The sequence below is a fragment of the Pseudomonas sp. KH_017 genome (assembly GCF_057840285.1).
This window is the reverse complement of the sequence record NZ_CM174509.1, coordinates 266,255-287,616: the sequence shown is the minus strand read 5'-3', so window position 1 is coordinate 287,616 and position 21,362 is coordinate 266,255. Positions and strand designations below refer to the sequence as shown.

16 protein-coding genes are annotated in these 21,362 nt (G+C 52.9%); 2 read left to right on the top strand and 14 right to left on the bottom strand.

The features are described from left to right. The first annotated feature begins 135 nt into the window (after positions 1-135). Together AC3IT6_RS01300 and AC3IT6_RS01295 are read left to right on the top strand one after the other, a co-directional pair. Complete coding sequence (locus AC3IT6_RS01300) at positions 136-1,464, top strand: tyrosine-type recombinase/integrase (RefSeq protein WP_489354045.1); 1,329 nt, start codon at positions 136-138, stop codon at positions 1,462-1,464. A 901-nt stretch (positions 1,465-2,365) separates the two neighbouring features. Then, the gene (locus AC3IT6_RS01295; protein ID WP_489354044.1) at positions 2,366-3,343 is read left to right on the top strand and encodes an integrase domain-containing protein; all 978 of its coding nucleotides are present in this window, start codon (positions 2,366-2,368) and stop codon (positions 3,341-3,343) included. A 287-nt stretch (positions 3,344-3,630) separates the two neighbouring features. On the opposite strand, the gene AC3IT6_RS01290 is transcribed toward AC3IT6_RS01295, so the two are convergent. From AC3IT6_RS01290 to AC3IT6_RS01225, 14 genes are all read right to left on the bottom strand, one after another. Continuing rightward, on the bottom strand, positions 3,631-7,443 hold the full coding sequence (locus AC3IT6_RS01290) for an RNA-directed DNA polymerase (protein WP_489354043.1): 3,813 nt from the start codon (positions 7,441-7,443) through the stop codon (positions 3,631-3,633). A 233-nt stretch (positions 7,444-7,676) separates the two neighbouring features. After that, positions 7,677-8,819: a beta family protein gene (locus tag AC3IT6_RS01285; protein ID WP_489354042.1), complete on the bottom strand. Its 1,143-nt coding sequence runs from the start codon at positions 8,817-8,819 to the stop codon at positions 7,677-7,679. Further along, positions 8,816-10,030: an ImmA/IrrE family metallo-endopeptidase gene (locus AC3IT6_RS01280; RefSeq protein ID WP_421147454.1), complete on the bottom strand. Its 1,215-nt coding sequence runs from the start codon at positions 10,028-10,030 to the stop codon at positions 8,816-8,818. The genes AC3IT6_RS01285 and AC3IT6_RS01280 overlap by 4 nt, the downstream gene beginning before the upstream one ends. Next, on the bottom strand, positions 10,020-10,298 hold the full coding sequence (locus AC3IT6_RS01275) for a hypothetical protein (RefSeq protein ID WP_421147453.1): 279 nt from the start codon (positions 10,296-10,298) through the stop codon (positions 10,020-10,022). The genes AC3IT6_RS01280 and AC3IT6_RS01275 overlap by 11 nt, the downstream gene beginning before the upstream one ends. A 564-nt stretch (positions 10,299-10,862) precedes the next feature. Further along, a complete protein-coding gene (locus AC3IT6_RS01270; protein ID WP_489354041.1) occupies positions 10,863-11,573 on the bottom strand; it encodes an SDR family NAD(P)-dependent oxidoreductase in 711 nt (236 codons plus the stop codon). A gap of 44 nt (positions 11,574-11,617) precedes the next feature. Then, complete coding sequence (locus tag AC3IT6_RS01265; protein ID WP_489354040.1) at positions 11,618-12,262, bottom strand: DsbA family oxidoreductase; 645 nt, start codon at positions 12,260-12,262, stop codon at positions 11,618-11,620. Beyond that, on the bottom strand, positions 12,259-12,480 hold the full coding sequence (locus AC3IT6_RS01260) for a tautomerase family protein (protein WP_150755619.1): 222 nt from the start codon (positions 12,478-12,480) through the stop codon (positions 12,259-12,261). Before AC3IT6_RS01260 ends, AC3IT6_RS01265 begins: the two co-directional genes overlap by 4 nt. A gap of 254 nt (positions 12,481-12,734) precedes the next feature. Continuing rightward, a complete protein-coding gene (locus AC3IT6_RS01255; RefSeq protein ID WP_489354039.1) occupies positions 12,735-13,007 on the bottom strand; it encodes a hypothetical protein in 273 nt (90 codons plus the stop codon). A gap of 368 nt (positions 13,008-13,375) precedes the next feature. After that, a complete protein-coding gene (locus tag AC3IT6_RS01250) occupies positions 13,376-13,861 on the bottom strand; it encodes a PBECR2 nuclease fold domain-containing protein (RefSeq protein WP_489354038.1) in 486 nt (161 codons plus the stop codon). Between the two features lie 178 nt (positions 13,862-14,039). Then, positions 14,040-15,326: an OprD family porin gene (locus tag AC3IT6_RS01245; protein WP_489354037.1), complete on the bottom strand. Its 1,287-nt coding sequence runs from the start codon at positions 15,324-15,326 to the stop codon at positions 14,040-14,042. Between the two features lie 261 nt (positions 15,327-15,587). Further along, complete coding sequence (locus AC3IT6_RS01240; RefSeq protein WP_489354036.1) at positions 15,588-16,259, bottom strand: DsbA family protein; 672 nt, start codon at positions 16,257-16,259, stop codon at positions 15,588-15,590. A gap of 305 nt (positions 16,260-16,564) precedes the next feature. Further along, the gene (locus tag AC3IT6_RS01235) at positions 16,565-16,777 is read right to left on the bottom strand and encodes a hypothetical protein (protein WP_007972820.1); all 213 of its coding nucleotides are present in this window, start codon (positions 16,775-16,777) and stop codon (positions 16,565-16,567) included. 243 nt (positions 16,778-17,020) lie between these two features. Beyond that, the gene (aguA, locus tag AC3IT6_RS01230) at positions 17,021-18,127 is read right to left on the bottom strand and encodes an agmatine deiminase (RefSeq protein ID WP_489354035.1); all 1,107 of its coding nucleotides are present in this window, start codon (positions 18,125-18,127) and stop codon (positions 17,021-17,023) included. A 293-nt stretch (positions 18,128-18,420) separates the two neighbouring features. Then, the gene (locus AC3IT6_RS01225; RefSeq protein ID WP_489354034.1) at positions 18,421-21,333 is read right to left on the bottom strand and encodes an aminotransferase; all 2,913 of its coding nucleotides are present in this window, start codon (positions 21,331-21,333) and stop codon (positions 18,421-18,423) included. Positions 21,334-21,362 lie beyond the last annotated feature (29 nt).

Genomic DNA, 21,362 nt, shown 5'->3' with positions numbered 1-21,362 from the left:
CTCTGGAAGCCCCGAAAACCCGCCCTTTGGCGGGTTTTTTCGTTCCAGGACCCTCTGTCGGGATCCAACAAAATCCCCCTTCCCCAAGGGTATGTTAGGGGTACTGCGATTTCCCGGTCAGGAGCGCGTACCCCTATGCCACGTCTAGCGATCCCCCTCAGCGACCTGCAATGCCGCACGGCCAAAACCCGCGAACGCGCCTACAAACTGTTCGACGGCGGCGGCATGTACCTTTTCGTCAAACCCAATGGCGTGAAGACCTGGCGCTTGAAGTACACCAAGCCCAACGGCAAGGAAGGTACGCTCATCATCGGCAATTACCCCATAGTTACCCTTTCAGTCGCACGGCGTAAGCGAGACGAAGCCAAGGCATTACTGCTCGACAACCTCGACCCAATGGAAGAAAAGAAGAAGGCCAAGATCGTAGCCCAGCGGGCGGCACTGCTTTTCGAAACCGTTGCCCTAGAGTGGCACGCTGATATGTCCCGCCGCTGGACCGAAGGCCACGCAAAAACCGTAATGAGCCGACTGCGCACCCACGTCTTCCCGCTGATCGGCCAACGCCCCATCGCTGAACTCGATACCCATGACCTGCTAGAAATCACCCAGCGCATCAAGGAACGCGGCACCATGGATGTGGCGTTAAGGGTACAGAACTACTTATCCACCATCATGCGCGGGGCCAAAAGAGCCCGGCAGATCACCATGAATCCTGCACTGGATCTGGCAGGCTCGATTCACGCGCCGCGCACAGTCCATCGCCCGGCCCTCTCCCTCAACCGCCTACCCGAACTGCTACACCGTATCGACAACTACAACGGCCGCGAACTGACGCGCCTTGCCGTCCTGTTGACGTTGCATGTATTTGTCCGCTCCAGCGAACTGCGTTTCGCTCGATGGAGTGAGTTCGACCTCCAACGCGCCATGTGGGAAATCCCCGATACCCGCGCGTCGATTGAAGGGGTACGCAACTCCACACGCGGGACCAAGATGAACGGCGACATTCAAATGGTTCCGTTATCGCCGCAGGTCATCGAAATACTGGAGCGCCTGCGCAGCCTCAGTCGCTTTTCAGAGTTGGTGCTACCGGGCGACCACAAGTACTGGAAGCCCATGTCCGAGAACACGGTGAACACCATGCTCCGCAACGTCGGCTATGACACCAGCAAGGACGTGTGCGGCCACGGCTTCAGGACCATGGCCTGTAGCGCCCTGCTTGAGTCCGGGTTATGGACCGACGCAGCCATCGAAAGACAAATGAGCCACAAGGAACGCAACCGTGTGCGCGCCGCGTATATCCACAAAGCTGAATTTCTGGAGCAGCGCCGGCTGATCATGGCGTGGTGGAGCAACTACATTGATGCCAATCGCAGCGGCCATGTAACGCCTCACGAATTCGCTCACCCAGTCGGCAACAACATCACCACCCTAAAAAATAGCCGTGGCGCATCCAAACGTGGGTAAGCCAATGAGATCACCGCAGTCCGCCCTTCCACGCGGGTCCATCCAAGCGGGGCTGCAAAGCCGCCCTGCTTGGATGGACCTCACTTAAAAAATCTAAAGCCCACGCAACTGTCTGTCGAAAACCACTGATTTCCACAGGTGAATAATTTCATCCACAGCCGCAGAACTCTCGAAAATTCGAGCCTTGACCCAAATTGTCCACAGGCGTAGAAAAGATCGGGCAAGTGCTGTCGTTGACAGCAACCCAGGTAGCCAGAACCTTTAAGGTTACGCCACACCGTGGTGGTTCTCCCAAAGTGCGATTAGCGTCCGGCGGCTCGCACGCTCACAGCGATGTGATGGATGCCTACTTTTACCAGTGTGCCCACTGCGGCAACTTCCCCCTTTCATAGCTGCCCTGCAGCAACCTATCCGCTTGGCCATTTCCTTGCGCCAACCTGCGCCCGTCTCTTTCTCCCGGAAAGAGACGGGCGCTCCTACCACTGCTGCAGCCCAACTCGTACAAGGCTTTGCGGCATTCCCCCTCGTGACAATCGGCCTGACAAACACCGAAGTCACCTGCAACAGCGACGCAGATGATGGTGCCGCAGTCCAGGGAATGGGCAGCACCTGACTGACAGTCAGGCATGCCCCGGTCATCGCATCTCTGCCTTCACCTGATTCAGGATCTCGCGGCATTGGCCTCGTCAGCCAATGCAGTCTCCACCCGCCCACCGGAATCGGTGTTCAGGAGGCCAGATCATGAGATGCCCAAGCTCCCGGTCGTAAAGAGCCGTCAGTCCCGCGTTAGTGGACAACCCTCACAGGTCGCAGGGACCTTGATCCCTGATAACACTCAACATTCTTGGCGGGATGACGTGGGGAAAGTTTTAAAAGTTTTGGCTTCGAGAGGAGTTCGATCATGGCACTGGTGGGCAGGCGAGATGGACGCAATTTTGGCTACGGTCGGCAGTTGAGCTATGCCGGGCCACAGGCATTGAAAGATCTGTTTGGCGGTGGGCATTACGGGACCGTCAAAGCACACGGTGATCGCTGGCAGGCGTTTGTGCGCTGGTGTCGCTCGGAGGATGGGCCGGGGTTTAACGATGCCCGGCAAATTGATCGACAGACCCTGCGTGACTATGCCGAACATCTGCGTCACCACGTTGAACAAGGTGAGCTCGCCATCACCACTGCGCAAAATCGATTATCCAGCGTTAACCGGACTATGGCTGCGCTTCGCGGTGATCAGTATGTGAAAGTGCCGCCGAGCAAGGCGCTGGGAATGCGGCGCACCAGTGTTCGCTGCTCGGTGCCGCAAGGCCAAGACCCCGAACACGTGAAGCAGATCGTCGACGCGCTCTGCGAATACAAAATGCTGCGCGCGGCGGCCATCGCTCAGTTAGCGAGAGCCACCGGCATGCGCTTACGCGAGGCCATTTTGGCGGACCTACCGCGTTTAAAACGTGAGGCCGAACACTACGGCAAGATCAACATCCAGAATGGCACCAAAGGTGGCCGCGCAGGTGCGTCGGCACCTCGCTGGATCACGGTGAACGATCACATCCGCGGTGCACTGGCATTCGCCCATCATGTCTCGCCCGACGGTAGCCACAACCTGCTTGCACCGAACGAAAGCTACCTCGATTTCCAACGGGGAATCGTCCGTCCTGCACGGGACATCCTCCATCAGTACAGTCTCAAAGGTTTCCACGAGTTGCGCGCGGCCTATGCATGCGAACGCTATGAACAAATCACCCATCATCCCGCACCTATCAACGGCGGCCGTTGCTGCCAGCTCGACCAACACCTTGATAAGGATGCCCGAGTGAGAATCAGCTATGAGCTGGGACACGGCCGTATCGACGTGGTGTCGGCTTACATTGGTAGTCGAGCATGAGCAAGCCATTCGACATGGAGCTATTCCTAGTAAGCGTCTTGACCGGGTCGTATTCCACGCGCCAAAGCCACATTTGTCAGGCGAAGACAATCCAAACAGCAATCGCTGAGCGTTGGAGTCGAGATAATCCATGGACCTGGAGACGCAAACATATTACTTGGTTTCTAATAAACAAAAGAAATGGCCGAAGCGAAGCCACTTGGTATTACTATAAGCTTACAATTAAATTAATAATTAAGCGCCTTGGAAAACAAGACGCTTTAAAGCATAACCCATGACAGATCAGGTCACCCAGCAGGCTTGGTTTTTACCTTTTTACCAGATTTATAACTAGCTCCAACATTGCGAAAATCAAACATATTCATTTCAAAAGACGATATTGATACTTGGTGGGAGCCATGAACATGAGTTATAAGTTTGTCATGCCGCTCCTTATATGGCGCTTTAGCAACCGAACCGCCAAATTCTCCTGTATTAACCAATGCAACATGCTGATACATGTGATAATACAAGGCATCCACCATTGAATCAAATGTGGTCACATCTTGATTTAATGCAACGACCAAGTATGCATCTGACTTATCTTTCAAGTCGGCACTAATCTTAATATCCGTAGCGTCATAGCATACTGACCCTGAAAGCGTGAATCCTTTATCCTTCGGAAATGCTGGATGCACCAACTCAATTAGCAATTGATAAGGACGCCAAGGTTTCACCTTACCGACCTCGTCCTTCATCATATTAAACTTACCCTGAAGCCGGCTTATAAACTTCTTACCCGACGAAAGCTTTTGAGGTATGAGCCATTTCGCTACGTTATTGGGCCCCTCCACACCAGGGAGATTTATAAAAGTTAGACCTGTAAAAATTATTGCCCCAGTCTTATTCGCGAGCTGGTGCAAAATATCAACATCTTGCTCACTAACTGATAACTCCGGCCAAATTATAAGATCTATACTGCTATCCTTGTAGTTTAGGTCATCGATACTACGCTGACTATGAGCCTTGTGTAAAATTAACTCAGCAACAGAAGCTATATGCCTACGATGCCTAGACCTATATTTAGGTGTATCCAACATAAGCCCATGCTCTTGAAAGTCTCCCTTCAACGGCAACAAAGATTGGACCATAACAACTTTTAGCGATTTCTTGTCCTTCTGCCAACCAAAGCTAAGCTTTTCGACATATGCAGGAATACCAGTCATTTTACAGAATAGTTCTTTCTGATATTCCAAGCGTTCAATTGTTAATTTCTGAAGGGCTTTAATATCCCATACTTTTGGCCATTCATAATTTCCCTCATGCAAATTGGTTCCTGGCCATTGTAATAAAGCAAACAGAAGACTGGATACCCAGTTAGACATAGGTGCCGTCTCACCATTCAACGCTTCAGGAGAGTGCATCATGCCTAACTGCCGCTTCATAAAACTCGATCTCAAGCCTATATATCGAGCCTGACTTGAGTCAGCCGGAGTCATTGAGGACCAGTCTACATTGCCCATGAGGCAACTACGCAGAAAGATACCTAACCTATATAGAGGCTTGTGATTATCCTCAATCCATTCTGGTAAAGGAAATATCGGATCCTCATCGAAACCAATCACAATACTGAACCGAACATCCAACGATTGAATCTTACCCCAATTTGAACAAGTTATCTTACAATTACCTAGATCAATATTAGCAGGAAGATCCAACGTATTGTCAGTTAAAGAATTCAAATTGCAATCGAAGTCCCCACCACTCATCAATGCTAGCAACAAAGCAAGAGCGGCATTCTCGTGTGCAAACGGATTATCAGGCCTTTTAACAACCCCAAGAAGGGAAATAGGTCTTCCATTAAAACGGTTAAGGTCGCCCGTGATTGCTAACTGGAATAGGCCCGCCTTTTCCATAACCCCCTTACATTCAGATATCCAACCGCAATCATTATTTTTCGCATAATCAGCTAAAGCAAACAAAAATTCTGGCGACTCTACAGCAATCTTTTTGCAAAAACGGAATACATCTGCTCTATATAGACCGCCGGCAGGCAGAGGAAACACCTTTACAAAAGATTTTTCTAACAAACAACTGACAGCGCGAACAACCAAGCCCTTGTCGCGTGATAACTGATAGGAGAGAAGTGCATTTGCTACAAAATCAACAGCACTCATTTTTGCTGAGATATTACGATAGCCCTTCATCATTTTTGTAATGATATTAAAGTCATCACTATTCGTATCTTGATCTAAAGGTGAGTCATTCCTAACCAAGCAATAGAACATTGCTTGGTCAAGAAGATTTTTATGCGTAGACGGAGAAGAAATTATCTTAACCGCTAGATTTTGTAGGTGCTCAAAAAAGCCACTTACGTCAGCATGCGCTGGAAATGTCCATTTTTCTTTTGTATGTATTAATGTTGCCGCGTGACGAAAAATCTCTCCCAAGCAATATTGAGCAACTTGCTGCTGTTGGAGTTCGGCCTCACGCTTAGTGACTGACGTTAGCTGGCCCAATACAGGCTTCAGGATTCGTTTATCTGGAAAAAGCTCTAAACCTTTTTTCAACAAAAGAGTTAAAGATGGATCTTTACTCCAACATGAAATAAATTTTCGAGCCATCCGTTCTTGTAAATAATCCCAGGCTCCTGGTTTAGGGTTACCATTCTCGTCTAGTTCCTGCGAAAAGAAACTTCGCTTTTGCTTCAACAAAGCATGAATCTTATTAGCTGAAAATCTTAGCAGCGTGTCATCACGAACGTCATTACTAGGCGCTTCGATAATTGCCAAAGGGTTGGTGTTATCCTGATCCGTTTCGGATGCTCGTAGACTATCCGCCAGACCAATCAATCCCTCCAGATGACCTAGTTGCTCATCCACTTCCGTGGCAGATAGCGGGCCGCTGACCTTGCTTTGAATATCTTTAAGCTTCGTAGAAATCCCAGCACGCTTATATCTAAATTTTTCTATTTTAGTCTTATCATGATTAAATTTCAGGCCAAGCGCTAAAAGATGACCACCTATCTTTTCATCAATTACAGACCTTATTTCTTCCGAACGAATGCCGTCATCTACTAAAATAATCAGTCTCATATCGTCGACATAGCGACAATAATCCACAAGATGAATGTTTTCCGAAAGATCCTGACCTATTAGAGTCTGAGCAATCTCATCGAACTTCAAAAGATAAATATTGGCTAGAAACCCACCCACAACCAAACCCTGTGGGATTCCACTTGGAATATTTTCTTGATCACTTTTGCATACTGCTTCATAAATAGCTGGACTAGTTGCATCCCACTTCCAATTAACAAAGCTTGCTAACAACTTCTCAACAATCGGATCCAGATTGTTATCGCACAAGGCTCTAATGCCAGATGCTAACTTGCTACGATCTATATTATCGTAGAATTTAGCTATATCTAAATGAACCTCGAAGACGTGTTGCCCCTTGAGCTTTTGCTGCAGCGCCTCCGCTCCAAAATACAAAGGCCTAGCAAGAAATTTTTGGTAATCCGAAAAGTACTTGCTGTAACTCGTACTGTTACCCCATGCGAATGTCGCATCAGAGTCCTTAAATTGACAATAGAGGCGATTACCATAATTTACTATTTTTTTCTGATGAACCTCATTTAGATGAGTAGCAGTATTTCCTTGACTAGATTCGACCTTATTGACCAAGCACATCATGAGCGCCATCAATAAGCTTTGATCACGAATAGAAACATGAGCTAAAGGTCTAAGTGGCTTCGGAGTTTTTGCCTCCGGACACCATTTATGAGTAGAAACCTCAGATGCGTCAAAACCCCAACCGACCACATCCATATCTAATATATTTAGATTCTGAGCTTTAACAAAAGTCCAACGTTCGGCTTTTGGTGCAGGCACTAGTCGTAAATCGTCGAAAGAAAAGTCTGGACTCTTTAAGTCAGCGAGCCAATGTTCGAGACGTTCATCCAGATCAATTGCCGACCTATCGAGTTCAAAGTTATCAGCATACCAATTCGTCGAGCGAATATACTGATGTGCTTTTTTCCAGGCTTGGGCAAGCACAACTTTATCTGTCAGATACTCGAAGGTAGGCTGCAGCGCACGATATTTATTTGCAAGTAATCCCATTTTTTCATAGCTCAGAAATGTACAATCAATCTAGTTTATTTTATTAGTTGCAGACTAATTGAGATCAGCTACGTAACGCACGCATGCCTACCCCGCACAAAACCAGATCAGTCACTGGCTAAAACACGAAATCTAAATGGCTAAATAATATTTGAGCAATGAAAAACTCTAAAAAATATCCCCCTCAGCTAACCGTCTGAGGGATAAATTATTAATGGATTAAAATAACGACCTCACACAGGTTGCCTTGCATGTTTAGCAGCAACAAGTTCTTTATACTCTATTACTTCGCGCACAACCGAGTGTATATGGTGATTGGTATCAATAGATATCCAATCTGAAGACGTCCCCGAAAACTCACCTTGGCTGCAACGGAGAATCTCATTGTCACCCCAACTAAACTTTTCTTTAGCCCAGTGCCCTGATGCAATAACTAACCTTGCAAGCTCCTGATGCTGGGCACCTTTGAGGCCCTCTGTCAAAGGGTAACCTCTAGCGATGAATATCTCCTTATCAATTGTATAACGGATCTTTCCGTTCGCATGCGAAGGCCCACCTGTTTCTTTGGAATTAGGCCCGCGGATGCCATAATCACTGAAACCTAGCGACTCTAATCCAGGTTGCACAATAAGAGATCTCCATGCTGACATCTCTTTCCTAAGAACTAAGCCGGTGCTATTTTTGTCTTTAATCGCGGAAGATATAAAAGCAGGAAGTGAACACCCAGCCACCCTAAAATTATTAAATCCAGCTCTTTTTAACAGGGCTATTGCTTTTTCCGACTTAAATATAATGTCAGGCACAGTGTACTTTTGAGAAGATACGTCTCCAAAATCGATCATAACCATTACAAGGATCGGATCAAGATCCAAAGTATCAGTTATCTCGCTCAGACGCTCTAATACAAACTCTTCCTCAGAGAGTTCCTCCACCGTATCCGAATCCATAACAAGGCGCAGAACAAAATCACACCCAGAGGCTAGCCGAGCCCCACGAAGCGCATTAACGTAAACAGGATCATCCCATCGAACATAATCAACAACTAGATTAGCTGTGACACGAAATGACTCCAACTGATTCCGTAGAAATGGAATCACATGCTCGCCACCCTCTGTTTGAGCACTGGTAGACCACTTCGGCATATCTAAGAAAATTTCACGAGTCTTCCAAACCGTGGAGATCTCCGCAGCAATACCGCTCAAGTAGGATTCAATTGGAGGAAACAGCTGACCGCTAAGCTTTTCAAGCTTATCGTCGTTAATTGGTGAAATATCGAACCAAGGTATAACTTTCTCCGCTGCGAACTTCTTTAGCTCTGCAAGAGCGGTGAGCTCACCGGGTTTTGCTTTCAAAATTGGGACGTAAACAAGTTTCATAACTCACCATTAGAATGATTAGAAAGTAGTTTTCTAACTTCACCACGCCCCAACAAATCAGAAAACAACTGGTAGTTTTCTTTTTCTCGTTGGATTCTCCCTGCGATGATCGCAGGATGTATTTTTAATTCTCTGGATAACTTATCTATATTTTCTCTGCTGGGGTCCAAATAGGCGCCGGATCGTTTCCAAGTTACCCTAGGGATACAGGCCTCTCTTGCTATTCGATTTGCTTCCGCTTCTCTTCTGTCTTCTGAAGAAGCATCTAAGTCATCCAGGAAAGCCTCTTCATTTCCTATATGCTTCCATATATGCGCAACTTCGTGAAGCAACGTGAACCAGAAGTTATCTAATCGGTCGTACCTAAGTGTCAAGCCTATCACGGGGGTTCCGTCTACATCCTTCAATGCGGCACCATCTAACATAGTACCCTTCAGATGCGGCTCAATTATCACTGCTATACCATGTTTTTTAAGGAACTCGATAGCAAGGAGAGGTCCATTTTCAAACCAACTTAGCTGGGCCAAATCCTTCAAAAATGAACTCGACAGCTTACTTTGGTCAAATGCACCTAAAAGATGGCTACTCTCTCTAGCGCGCTGAATAACTCTAAGAAGCCATACATACAAAGAATATTTGGTAGTCGGTGAGTATGCATCACCTAATGGTGTACGCCTGAATGCGGCCTCCCCAAACTGCCATCCTATAAGTGACACAAATTCCCGAAGCGTCTCTTCAGTAGTTTTGGAAGCTTTACCTATAGCTTTATCAATCCATCCCCTAGCGACCATTTCTTTCACTGGGAATCGAGACCAGTCAACTTCGTCCGTCGATTTTTTTTCTTCTGTATGGGACAATCCAAGTAAGGTCTCTGCCGAAATCCCCAATCCAACTGAAAGAGCTTTTATCATAGGAACAGTCAGCGGGCGTTTGCGACCCAGAACTTCTGACACCCGGCTCCTAGTACCAAAGTAAGGAATCAGATCCGCTTGTTTTAAATTTCTTTCGTGCATCCTAAACAGAATTGCATCGATTGGGTCGGGGGCATCAATCGGATGTTTTTTATTCTCATAATCCTCAATAAGAAGAATCAGGACCTCAAGGCGATTACTTTCCGAAGAACCAGGTTTAGGCATCATTGACATCAGCCTATCCACCTCACTCAGATAAGCTCGGTGCTGTTCTTCTGTTCTTATGACCTTAGTGTCCATCAATTTCTTCTGCACCTAATAGCGCGGTTATGAGCGCGATTTTTTGAGGAAACACAATTTTCACCTCTAACCAGCACTTTGCTAAATTCACTTCAAAAATAAAAACACCGGTCTTCCGCTCTCTTGCCGAGGGAAATTGATCAAAGAGATCAGCTTCCTGCGTCCACACCGCATGGATAATTTCAGCTACCCATGCGCTGACCCACGTGTCGATTTCTGGTCCGCGCCCTCTCAACCTATCGAGTATGTCCTTACCAACCAGATGCATAGTAATGTTCCCAATTTGGGATCAATATAAATCCCTTCCGAACGCGCGTCAACCGCATAAATTCCCAAAACGGGAACACCATGAGTATCCTCATGGTAGCGTTTTATCATCACCCCCAACAAGCTGCTGAATCTGTGGGGGGATATGGAGGTGGATGGTTAGAGAAAGTCGCAGAGGATTCAGAGCGTGGGGGATCAACAGACTCAAAATTTTCACGCCGTCATGTCATGACATACGCTTGGAATCAAACCAAAAAATCTATAAAAGTCTGTGTCGTAGGTGGCTATGGACATCTTCTGGAACGCTATAGAAAACATGAGATTTGGTAGACGCCTTTTAAAGACGAGACGTGGATGACGTACCGGCTTCGACTCCAATAAGATCCATAACTAGCTGATTTATTTATAGTTACTGGTCGGGGTACGCCAAATTTTCCACCGACGTCTAAACCCGCAGGAAACCTGGCCTCGCCAAAAGCTACCGTTCGTCTGGTGCCACCATACAAAACAAAGCCCCTGCAGAAATGCAGGGGCTTTTTTGTTTCCGGAGTTTGAAAAAGCGCTTTCAGTGACCCGCGCTCTGACCACCATCCACGTGCAGGATTTCGCCGGTAACGAACTTGGCGCCGTCCAGATACACGACTGCTTGCGCAATATCATCGATCTCGCCCATGTGCCCGACTGGGTGCAGATTGCCCAGTGCGGCGTGGGTTTCCTTGCCGTGCATCGGGGTCTTGATGATGCCGGGGCTGACCGCGTTCACGCGGATCCCGCGCTTGGCGTATTCGATGGCCAGGGATTTGGTTGCCGCGTTGAGGCCGCCCTTGGTCAGCGATGCCAGCACCGATGGCACGCCGTCGATGGCGTGGTCCACCAGGCTGGTGGTGATGTTGACGACGTGGCCGCTGCCCTGTTTTTCCATCTCGGCGATGGCGAGTTGGGTGATGTAGAAGAAGCCATTGACGTTCACCGACAACACATTGGCGTAGTCTTCTGCGGTGTACGCGGTGAACGGCTTGGCGATGAAGATCCCGGCGTTGTTGATCAGGGTGTCGATGCGACCGAAACGGGACATCGCTTCACGGATGACACGCTGTGCGGTTTCCGGCTCGCCGATGTCACCGGCCACGGTGTGAATGTCCGGATCGGTGGACGGTTTGATCGAGCGCGAAGTGGCAACGATCCGGTAACCGAGTTCACGAAAGGCTTTGACCATACCGTCGCCGAGACCTTGGGATGCGCCGGTGATTACGATGACTTTTTTCGAAATGCTCATGATGAAGACCTCTGACAATAAAGAATGGGGTAGAAAATCTGTAATCAGGCGTTCGCCATTTGCCGCAACATCTGTTCGTAGTACTCGACCGATTGCGAACCGGACACCAGGTGGCGACCGTTCAGCACCATGGCTGGGACCGAGTTGATGCCGTGCTGGCGGTAATAGATTTCAAGCTCACGCACTTCGCTGGCGAATGTGTCGGACGCCAGCACCTCTCTCGCACCTGCCGCATCCAGCCCCGCTTCAGTCGCCAGACGCACCAGCGTCGAGTGATCGCTCGGGTTCTGGCCTTCGCTGAAGTAGGCCTGTAGCAGCACCTTCTTCAGCTCGACCTGCCGGCCTTCCTGCAACGCCCACAGCAACAAACGGTGCGCATCGAAGGTGTTGTAGAAGTGCGTGCGCTTCTCCAGATCGAACTTGAAGCCGATGGCCTCGCCGCGAGCGATCTGCATGGCCTTGCCGGCGGCGACGTCGTCGGCCGTTCTCCCGTACTTGCGCATCAAGTGCTCGACCGCCTGCTCACCTTCGGCCGGCATGTCCGGGTTCAACTCGAACGGCTTGTAGGTCAGCTCGACCGAGACTTCCCCGGCCACGTTCTCGATCGCCTGCTTCAGCGCCGTCGCCCCCAGCGCGCACCAGGGGCACACCACATCGGAGATGAAGTCGATGGTGACGGAGGACGTCATGACTGCCCTTGCGCCTCGGCCAGTTGCTTGCGGTACTGGGTGGTGGTGATGCCGGCGTAACCCCAGTTATCGGTGTCGACTTCCTCGATCACGATGTGGGTCAGGTCAGGGCGCTTATTGAGGACGCGTTCCAGTGTTTCAGTGATCTCGGCAATCACCTGAGCTTTCTGCTCAGTGGTAACGCCATCGCGGGTGATGCGTACGGTTACGAAAGGCATGAGGGCAACTCCAGTGACCTTCCCGTCGGGATGATGGGAGAGGCGTTGGAGATGAATGTATGGGGTTGGCGGGAGGGGATAAAGGTGGGGGCGGGAACTTCATTCGTTACGTGGTGTAATGAGTACTGTAGGTCTCTATACCGTTTTTTCTGTCGTCCATTTACTTACGTGTCGCAATTTTCCACTTTTTGCGACACGTCTTCTGGACATGTCGCTGCGGACGACACGTTCGCGTTGATTCGCGAATGCATTTGTTAAGGCTTACCCTGCGCGATAGGGCTGATGCGGCTCTCATTCATTTCGCGAACAGACTCCAGCAAGTCCTTCTGAAATTGATTTGTTCGATATCCCCCTCTGTTACTTTCCTCCGAAACCTCGATCATCTCGTCAACCGAGTCGAATTTCCTGCGAATGGTTTGACCAACAAGCATTTCGCAAGCCGTCTTCACCATAGGTTCGCGCACAGCAACTGTCCGCATTTCAGTCGAGGAATCACAATCCTCAGTTGTTTTGATCAATTTCTCCATTTTGTAATGGTTTCCATCGTAAAAAGTTAGATGTCGATACGCGCGACTTCGCCGATCAGAGCACCACTACAAGGCTGCCGCTCGGGTTGACACAAGCATCATCTGTGACAGAGAATTTACCCAAGAGCGCGAAACCGACTGCCTTCAGGTGGCAATAGTCGGCGTTAGGAACCCCGTTGATGACCTGAAAATCAGCGCTCGGGTGAGACCTCTTCTCCCTTGCTTGAGGGAGCACAATATCAAGCAAGCTTCTCAAAAAAAGCAGCCTACTCAGGCTGCTTTTTTTGTTTGGATAATTGGTAACGTTGATAAACCAACCCGCCGTGCCGGTGCTTGTTCAGCGCCTTTTTGTCACAATTCATGAAGTTTCAAAGTACATACCCACGGTCAACATGGACCACTACCAACATTTGGTACTTTGTGTGGTATGCGCCAATGAAGGCGAGACGATAGGAGCCATCGCTGTAGGAAACCCGCCAGATTTCTAATGGATTATTCAGCGTATCTACAGCAAATTCAGTGAAGCGCTCTCGGGCGTTAGGGCGTTTTTCCACAATGTGACGTAGATGCTCACGCCGAACCGTCACGGGTAAATAAGGCGTTTCGATCAGCACCGTGTCAGTCCCTTCATGCAATCCAAAACCTAGCGCTACCTGCCTTAGAGCGGAGCAGACATCAACGGCCCCGGGTAGCACTCGAACTACCTTGGTTTCCAAGGGTATCGATATGTCCCGCAAATCCGGCAAACCTAGATCCTTCCAGCTTTCCTGATCAGGAGCTTCCTTTACCCCTGGAACTTTCATTCGGTGATCTCTCACTGTATCAACTGCTATTTCAGCCTGTTGAATCGTCACGAGACATCAGGTGGATCCTCTTTTTCCCTCAGAGACTTCCGACAATCTTGAAGGGCATCGCCATTGCCATTGAAAGAGCCGTTTTGAAGGTTCCTGTGAGCCACAAAAAAGCCCCGAACCAGTCGGGGCTTCTTCTTTTTTCTCAGCCTGCATCAAGCCTCGACACCACACCCCATCATCAAAAAATATTGATCGGGTAATCCACAAACACACGCACTTCGTTGCCGCTGACGTTGTACTCACTCGACTTCTGCGACACGCGCAGCACCGAGCTGCGCAGTTTCACGCTGAGGTCTTTGGCCGGGCCGCTTTGCACGACGTATTTGATCTGGTTGAAGATCTCGCGCTCGGTGCCGCCTTCGCTGGTGGAGGTGGTGATGTTGTCGCCGCGCACGTAGGCCACGTTGTAGCTCAGGCCCGGTACACCGAAGGTGCTGAAGTCCAGGCCGTAGCCCAGTTGCCAGCTGCGTTCGTCTTCGGCGTTGAAGTCGGACCAGTAGGAGTTCGCCAGGTAGATGGTGTTGCCACCGTCGCCGACGCGACCCTGGTCTTTCTGGTAGCCACCGTAGACGTAGCCCAGGTTGCTGTCGCCGGTGCTGCGCTGGTGCGCGAGGGTGAACGAGTGCGGGCCGGTGATGAAGGTGGCCGCCAGGCTCCAGATCTTGTTGTCGTCGCCGGTGACACCGTTGTCGCGAACGTAGGAATCTTCCAGCTTGGTGCGGTAGCCGTTGAAGTCCAGGGTCAGGGACTGATCCTTGTCGATCGGGAACACGTAGTTGGCGTTCACGTATTGTTTCTTCAGCACGTCTTCGACGTCAGAAGCGTACAGCGCAGCCTTGAATTGCTCGGTGAACTGGTAGCTACCGCCCAAGACGTTGATCGACTTCAAGCCACCGCTGTCACGGCCTTCAGCGCTTTTGCGCGATTCGGCGGTGAAGCGACCGGCGTCGAGCTGCAGGCCTTTGATCTCTTTGGAGGTGATCAGGGTGCCGGTGTAGCTTTCCGGCAGCAGGCGCGAGTTGTCGTAGTTCAGCACCGGCAGGACCGGCATCTGGTCGCCGTAGGTCAGGGTGGTGCTGGACAGGCGGAACTTGATCGCCGCGCCGCCCTTGGACAGATCGTCCGCCGGCTGGCCGCTGTCGCCCTTCTTGAAGAAATCGATGCCTTGCGCGCCGCTACGGTCTTCGCTGCGCTCCATGTTCAGTGCGTACAGCCCGAAAGCGTCCACACCTACGCCCACGGTGCCTTGGGTGAAGCCGGACGAGAACGTACCGATGGCCGCCTGGCCCCACTCGGATTTATCCGGGTTGCCGTCTTTGAAGTCACGGTTCATATAGGCGTTGCGCAGCAGCACTTTGAGGCTGCTGTCTTCGACAAAACCCTTGGATTCGGCCTGGTCGTTAGCCATGGCCTGTGTCGCACTCAACATCCCCAGAGCGATCAGGCTGATTCGCTTGTTCAACATCGTATTCTTTTCCTTATTTCCGGTTGATACGCGCTGTGTCGAACGGCTGAAACGGCGCTATCGCGCTCTTTTTTCATGACGAAAACAAAAAGGCCCGCCCACGATTTCTCGCGGCGGGCCTTTTTATAATTTTTGATCGTGGCGGTCGGCCACAGGCGTTGGGCCAAATCGTAGCTGCGCCCTCAACGATGTGTCAATTTCATGAATCGTCTAAAAACAGGCGAAAATCGTCTAAGAAATTGCTTTACGCGGCAGGAATATTCAATCAACGCAGCCATCGAGGCCACAGGCTGCTACGGAAATGGATGACCCATGATCGGGCAGCGACTGATCCAGCCACTGCGCAAAAGCCTGGGGTTTGCCCAGCCATGGACCGATATCGATCAGGGTGAATTGTTCATCGTGCTCAAGCGCCAGGGTCGGAAAGCCCTGCCCGCCGACCTTGGCCAAAAGAGCCCGGCTGTTCCTGATATGGCCTTCGGTGTCGGCCGCCCTGAAGGCTTTTTCGAAGGCTTCGCGGTCCAGCCCCATGCCGTGGGCAAGTTCAAACAGTACCGACTCATCGGCAATACGGCGCCCATCCACGTAGTGAGCACTTTGCAATCGCCCCAATAACTCCAGCCCGCGACCGGCCATTTGCTCGCCAGCCAGCACCGCAGCGATGGGTGGCGTCGAGTCGAACACAGCGCTGTGATCACGCAGCAAACCTTCGAAATAAGCTTCACCGAACGGCTGCCCGCTGTATTCGGCGATGCGCCGGTCGTGGGGCATGACGTAATTGCGCAGTTGTGGCGAAACCTTTTGCCGATTGGCCCCCGTCATCATGCCGCCGCCGTGGGCAATCACGGGCAGCACAGCCTGGGCGGCCAGCACCAGCGGTTTGGCGCCGTAGCACCAACCGCACAAGGGGTCGTAGATGTAATGCAGGATCAAGGGAAAGCTCCGACAGAAATTCAGGAAAATTCGATGTCGGCAGATTAGTGCCGCTGCGGCTCCGGAAAAACGCCGGATTGGCTTTCAGTCTGTTGCTTGAATCGGTCGAATGGTTGCGCAACAAAACCCTGTGGGAGCAGCCTGCTCGCGATAGCGGTGGGGCAGTCGACATTTCTATTGACTGGCCGGGCGCCTTCGCGAGCAAGCTCGCTCCTACAGGGACCGGGGTTGTCTACAAAATTTGCGCAAAAAAAAGCGCTGCCATCCCGGCAGCGCTTTTTTTGATCAATCCGTTGTTGTTCTTCTTATCCTTCCATTACATCCCACAACGCATCCAGTTCCGCCTCGCTGAATAAACCAGCAGGGTAACGCTCGATCATCGTCCGGCGCGGATCAGTTTCACTGATCTGACGCATTCCATTGGACTTGAACCAGTGCGCCAGGATCTGGAGCGATTCGCTATTTACTGCCAGGGGATGCAACGCCTTGTCGCTCACTACGTTCACTTCGGCGTTCATTTCAGCGCTCTCTCCCGGTTTGTGAGCGGCTAACTTATCCAAGGTTTATGACAGAACATCGAAGTCCTCCCCACCCCGAGTTACAACAGCAGAGATACAAGAGCTGTGCCAAGGTCTCTGAAGTGTGGCCAGGCGGATACAAAAAAGCCCGCAGGCCTGTAGGGCCGCGGGCTCCGTGCAACGCTGGTGGCTGATCGACAGCCTGAGGAATTTCGCAATCAACTCAAGCTGTTACGACCTCACTCACTCCTTGTGCGGCGCGGGTTGCTGCTGGGTAAGGCAGTGAATATTGCCGCCACCCAGTAACAGTTCGCGACCAGGCACCATCACCACTTCATGCTGTGGGAACAGGTTCTGCAGGATTTCTTTCGCCGGGCCATCCTGCGGGTCGTCAAAGCTCGGCGCGATGATGCCGCCGTTGACGATCAGGAAGTTCACGTAGGAACCGGCCAGGCGAACAGTCGGGTTACGCTCCTGCGTACCGTCGACCGGATCGACACCGGCGCACTCTTGCTCGGTCGCAAACAGCGGACCCGGGATCGGCATTTTGTGCACCGTGAACGGGCGACCCTTGGCATCGGTGCTGCTTTGCAGCACGTTCATCGCCGCCTGGCAGCGCGGGTAGTTAGGGTCCTGTGGATCATCGGTCCAGGCCAACAGCACTTCACCCGGACGCACGTAGCAGCAGAAGTTATCCACATGGCCGTCGGTTTCGTCGTTGAACAAGCCATCCGGCAGCCAGATGATTTTATCCACAGCCAGGTTCGCACTCAGCACCGCTTCGATTTCTGCGCGATTCATGTGCGGGTTGCGATTGCGGTTGAGCAGGCATTCTTCGGTGGTGATCAGGGTACCTTCGCCGTCGACGTGAATCGAACCGCCTTCCAGCACGAAGCCTTCGGTGCGGTAGCGCGGGCTGCGCTCGATCTCGAGGATCTTGCCGCCGACCTGCGAGTCACGGTTCCACGGCGAATACAGGCCGCCGTCAAAACCGCCCCACGAGTTGAAGTCCCAGTTCACGCCACGGACTTCGCCACTGTTGTTGATGACGAAGGTCGGGCCGGTGTCGCGGACCCAGGCGTCGTCACTGGACATTTCCACCACGCGAATATTCGGCACGTCCAGACGGGCACGGGCGTTTTCGTACTGGCCGGCGGAAACCGCCACGGTTACCGGTTCGAAACGGGCGATGGCCTTGGCCACTGCCACGTGGGCGGCTTGTGCCGGCTTGCCACCCAGGCGCCAGTTGTCCGGGCGCTCGGGCCAGATCATCCAGGTCTGGGTTTGGGGTGCCCATTCGGCTGGCATGTAGAAGCCGTCGGCGCGAGGGATGCTGTTCAACGTGGTCATGGCTCAGGACTCCGGAGTGACATTGATACCTGACAGAAATGGAAGCGCATTGGTACACGCCGTGGACTGGCCACTTTATATCCGATAAATATCGGCTTTTAAAGCACCTTACATCCAGAGTTACAAAAACAATTGATAAAAAGCCGATATCAATCGAACTAACACCACCATTCATGTGGGAGCGGGCTTGCTCGCGAAGAGGCCGGTACATCCGACGCAAATATTGAGCCTGGAATGCCGCTTTCGCGAGCAAGCCCACTCCCACATTGGCCCGCATTTACAGGGGGATGTGTTTACAGCCCTTCTGCGAGCACCTTCGACAGCATGTCCACGAAGAAATCCACGCTCTGGCGCGAAGTGACCATCGGCGGCTTGATCTTGAGGATGTTCAGGTAATCGCCGGTCGGCTGCATGAATATCCCCAGCTCGCGCAAGCGATCGCACAATGCGGTGGTTTCTTCGGTGGCCGGCTCCAGGGTTTCGCGGTTGCGGATCAGTTCGACGCCCAGGTAGAAGCCGGAACCGTGCACCGCGCCCACTAACGGATGAATATCGATCAATGCTTCGAGGCGCTTCTTGAAGTGCCCGCCAACGACCTGGGCGTTCTCCCAGAGTTTTTCCTCTTGCATCACATCCAGCACGGCCATGCCGACCTGGCAACTGACCGGGCTGCCGCCGGCAGACGAGAAGAAGTAACCCTCGGCCTCCAGCGCCTCGGCGATTTCCCGGCGGGTGATGACCGCGCCCAGTGGCTGACCGTTGCCCATGCCCTTGGCCATGGTGATGATGTCCGGCACCACGCCCTGCTCTTCGAAGCCCCAGAAGAAATCGCCCATGCGCCCGTAGCCCACCTGCACTTCGTCGGCGATGCACACACCGCCCCTGGCCCGGACCATGGCATAGACTTGTTTCAAATAACCTGGTGGCAGCGAGATACCGCCGGCGTTGCCATACACCGGTTCGCAGATGAAACCGGCCAGTTGGTGTTTCTGCTCGGCGATTTTCGCCAGGTTGTGTTCGACGCTGCGCACATAATCCGGCGCGCTGTCTGGGCCGCGGAATTCACCGCGATAGGTGTTTGGCGCGGTCACCGGGTGCACCCAGTCCGGGCGGCTGCTCAAGGCCTTGGGGTTGTCGGCGATCGAGGTCGACACCGAATCTGCGCCCACCGTCCAGCCGTGATAGGCCTCCAGCACGCTGAGCATGTCGCGGCCGCCGCTGTAGGCCCATGCCAGGCGAATCGCCAGGTCGTTGGCCTCGCTGCCGCTGTTGACCAGGAACACGCGGTCCATGCCGTCAGGGGACAACTCCAGCAAACGTTCGGAGAACTCGGCCACGGCTGCGTAGTTGAAGCGCGAGTTGGTGTTGAGCAACGACCACTGGCGGCTGGCGACGGCGGCCATGCGCGGATGGCCGTGGCCCAGCACCGCCACGTTGTTGAGCATGTCGAGGTAGGAGCGGCCCTGCATGTCGATCAGATGGTTGCGCCAGCCGCGTTCGATGCGCGGCGGATCAACGTAATAGTGTTTTTGCGTGCGGGCGAAGCTGGCATCGCGCCGGGCCAGCAAGGTCGGGCCGTCGAGCTCGGCTTCGGCGTCACAGGCCAGCCCCAGCAACGCTGCTGGCGAAGGGCACAACGCTTGCCAGGCTGCCGCGCGCGAAGGGGTACAGAACAACGGCGCATTGATCGACGCGCCACGACACAACTGCACGATCAATGGCCCGCTGACCGAGCCCAGTACCTGGCCTTTGACCAAGGCCGCGCCGCTGTGCAGCGACGGCGTGACGCCCCAAAGCCGCACGCTCAATTGCGGGCCGTCCAGTTGCAGCACGCCCGCCGATGGGTGATGCACCACCCCGGCAAACGGCGCTTCGACCGTTGTGCCCTGAGGCACACGCAACTCGACGTGCAACGGGCAAGTGTCCGGCTCAGCGGCGCTGTCCGGGCGGGTGTGGGACAGGCGGTATTGCCCGTAACGACTGGCCGCCAGGCCATGTGCCGCGGCCGCCTCATCCAGCAGGCGCTGATCGACGCCCTCCTGCTCCCAGTTCCCCGCTTCGAAATGCGGACTGAGCACACCCAGGTCGATCAGCGCGAACTCACGCCCCACCAGGCTCGGCAACAGCGGCGCGAAGCCTTCGCTGCCGATGGTGGGCAGGTGCTGGCCGACGGCGGTGAGGATCGCCGCTTCCATCAGCGCCAACGGCACCGAAGTGGCCACACGGAAGATTTCCCACTCATGGACCAGGTTGTCGCGGCTGTAGGCATTGCCCGGATCGATGCTGACCTGCTGTTCGCCGCTGAGCACCAACACCGCCGCGCGGGCGACGATCAGCGGCCACAGCGCCAACAGTTCTTCGTGTTGCAACGGGTTGACCGCGTGATAGGCCTGGATTGCCGGCAAAATGCAGAACGGATCGCCCTCGCCATGATGCAGCAGCGCGGCGCAGGTCACCGACAGATCGGTAATGCGCCAGGTGCGCACCAGGTCGCCGAAATCGATCACGCCTTGCAACTGCCAATGGCGCTGCGCATCGCGCTGCCACACCACGTTGTCGTCGGTGATGTCCATGTGAATGGCCTGCACCGGCAGTTTGTCCTGCAGTGGCTGCAAATGCCGCCCGGCTTGCCCGGACGCTTCGACGATCAGTTTGCGCTGGTCTTCATCCTTGATCACCGGCAGCAAGTGCGCGATCAGGGCGTGAGCATGGCGGGCGTCCCATTGCAGGGTTCGCACCAGACCCGGATGGTCGAAATCCGCCAGGGCCAGGTCCATTTCACCGCACAGGCGACCGAAGCCGGACACCACCGTCGGGTTGAAATGACCGAGGCTCGTCAGCGGCTGGCCTTCGATGTAGTCGAGCAGGCGAACGTGCACCGCCTGACCATCCACGTCCAGCGACAGTAGGTCTGCGCCGTTTTTCGCCGCGATAACACGCGGCACCTGTACATCGGGGTGCTCGCCCAGATGCTTGAGCCCGGCATGTTGTGCTTGAAGCTCCAGTACCGAGTAGTCGCCACGGCAGATTTTCAGGACGAAACGTCCCCGCTCGCTGTCGACGCGGTAGTTCAGGTCTTGCTGGCTGCCAAGGGCCTGCAACCTGCCGCTGAACCCGTAATGTTCCTCCAGCAGCCCTAGCGCTTGCTCCGCAGACACCTGCGGGCTGGGCAAACTGGCGCGATGAATCAACGTGGCAAGCGGCATACAACGACCCCTGAAGTTTTATTAGGCGC

What these genes read in the sequence shown, in the direction of transcription:
- AC3IT6_RS01300 (WP_489354045.1), top strand. Translation starts at nt 136, where the DNA reads ATGCCACGTCTAGCGATCCCCCTCAGCGACCTGCAATGCCGCACGGCC.
- AC3IT6_RS01295 (WP_489354044.1), top strand. Translation starts at nt 2,366, where the DNA reads ATGGCACTGGTGGGCAGGCGAGATGGACGCAATTTTGGCTACGGTCGG.
- AC3IT6_RS01290 (WP_489354043.1), bottom strand. Translation starts at nt 7,443, where the DNA reads ATGGGATTACTTGCAAATAAATATCGTGCGCTGCAGCCTACCTTCGAG.
- AC3IT6_RS01285 (WP_489354042.1), bottom strand. Translation starts at nt 8,819, where the DNA reads ATGAAACTTGTTTACGTCCCAATTTTGAAAGCAAAACCCGGTGAGCTC.
- AC3IT6_RS01280 (WP_421147454.1), bottom strand. Translation starts at nt 10,030, where the DNA reads ATGGACACTAAGGTCATAAGAACAGAAGAACAGCACCGAGCTTATCTG.
- AC3IT6_RS01275 (WP_421147453.1), bottom strand. Translation starts at nt 10,298, where the DNA reads ATGCATCTGGTTGGTAAGGACATACTCGATAGGTTGAGAGGGCGCGGA.
- AC3IT6_RS01270 (WP_489354041.1), bottom strand. Translation starts at nt 11,573, where the DNA reads ATGAGCATTTCGAAAAAAGTCATCGTAATCACCGGCGCATCCCAAGGT.
- AC3IT6_RS01265 (WP_489354040.1), bottom strand. Translation starts at nt 12,262, where the DNA reads ATGACGTCCTCCGTCACCATCGACTTCATCTCCGATGTGGTGTGCCCC.
- AC3IT6_RS01260 (WP_150755619.1), bottom strand. Translation starts at nt 12,480, where the DNA reads ATGCCTTTCGTAACCGTACGCATCACCCGCGATGGCGTTACCACTGAG.
- AC3IT6_RS01255 (WP_489354039.1), bottom strand. Translation starts at nt 13,007, where the DNA reads ATGGAGAAATTGATCAAAACAACTGAGGATTGTGATTCCTCGACTGAA.
- AC3IT6_RS01245 (WP_489354037.1), bottom strand. Translation starts at nt 15,326, where the DNA reads ATGTTGAACAAGCGAATCAGCCTGATCGCTCTGGGGATGTTGAGTGCG.
- AC3IT6_RS01235 (WP_007972820.1), bottom strand. Translation starts at nt 16,777, where the DNA reads ATGAACGCCGAAGTGAACGTAGTGAGCGACAAGGCGTTGCATCCCCTG.
- aguA (WP_489354035.1), bottom strand. Translation starts at nt 18,127, where the DNA reads ATGACCACGTTGAACAGCATCCCTCGCGCCGACGGCTTCTACATGCCA.
- AC3IT6_RS01225 (WP_489354034.1), bottom strand. Translation starts at nt 21,333, where the DNA reads ATGCCGCTTGCCACGTTGATTCATCGCGCCAGTTTGCCCAGCCCGCAG.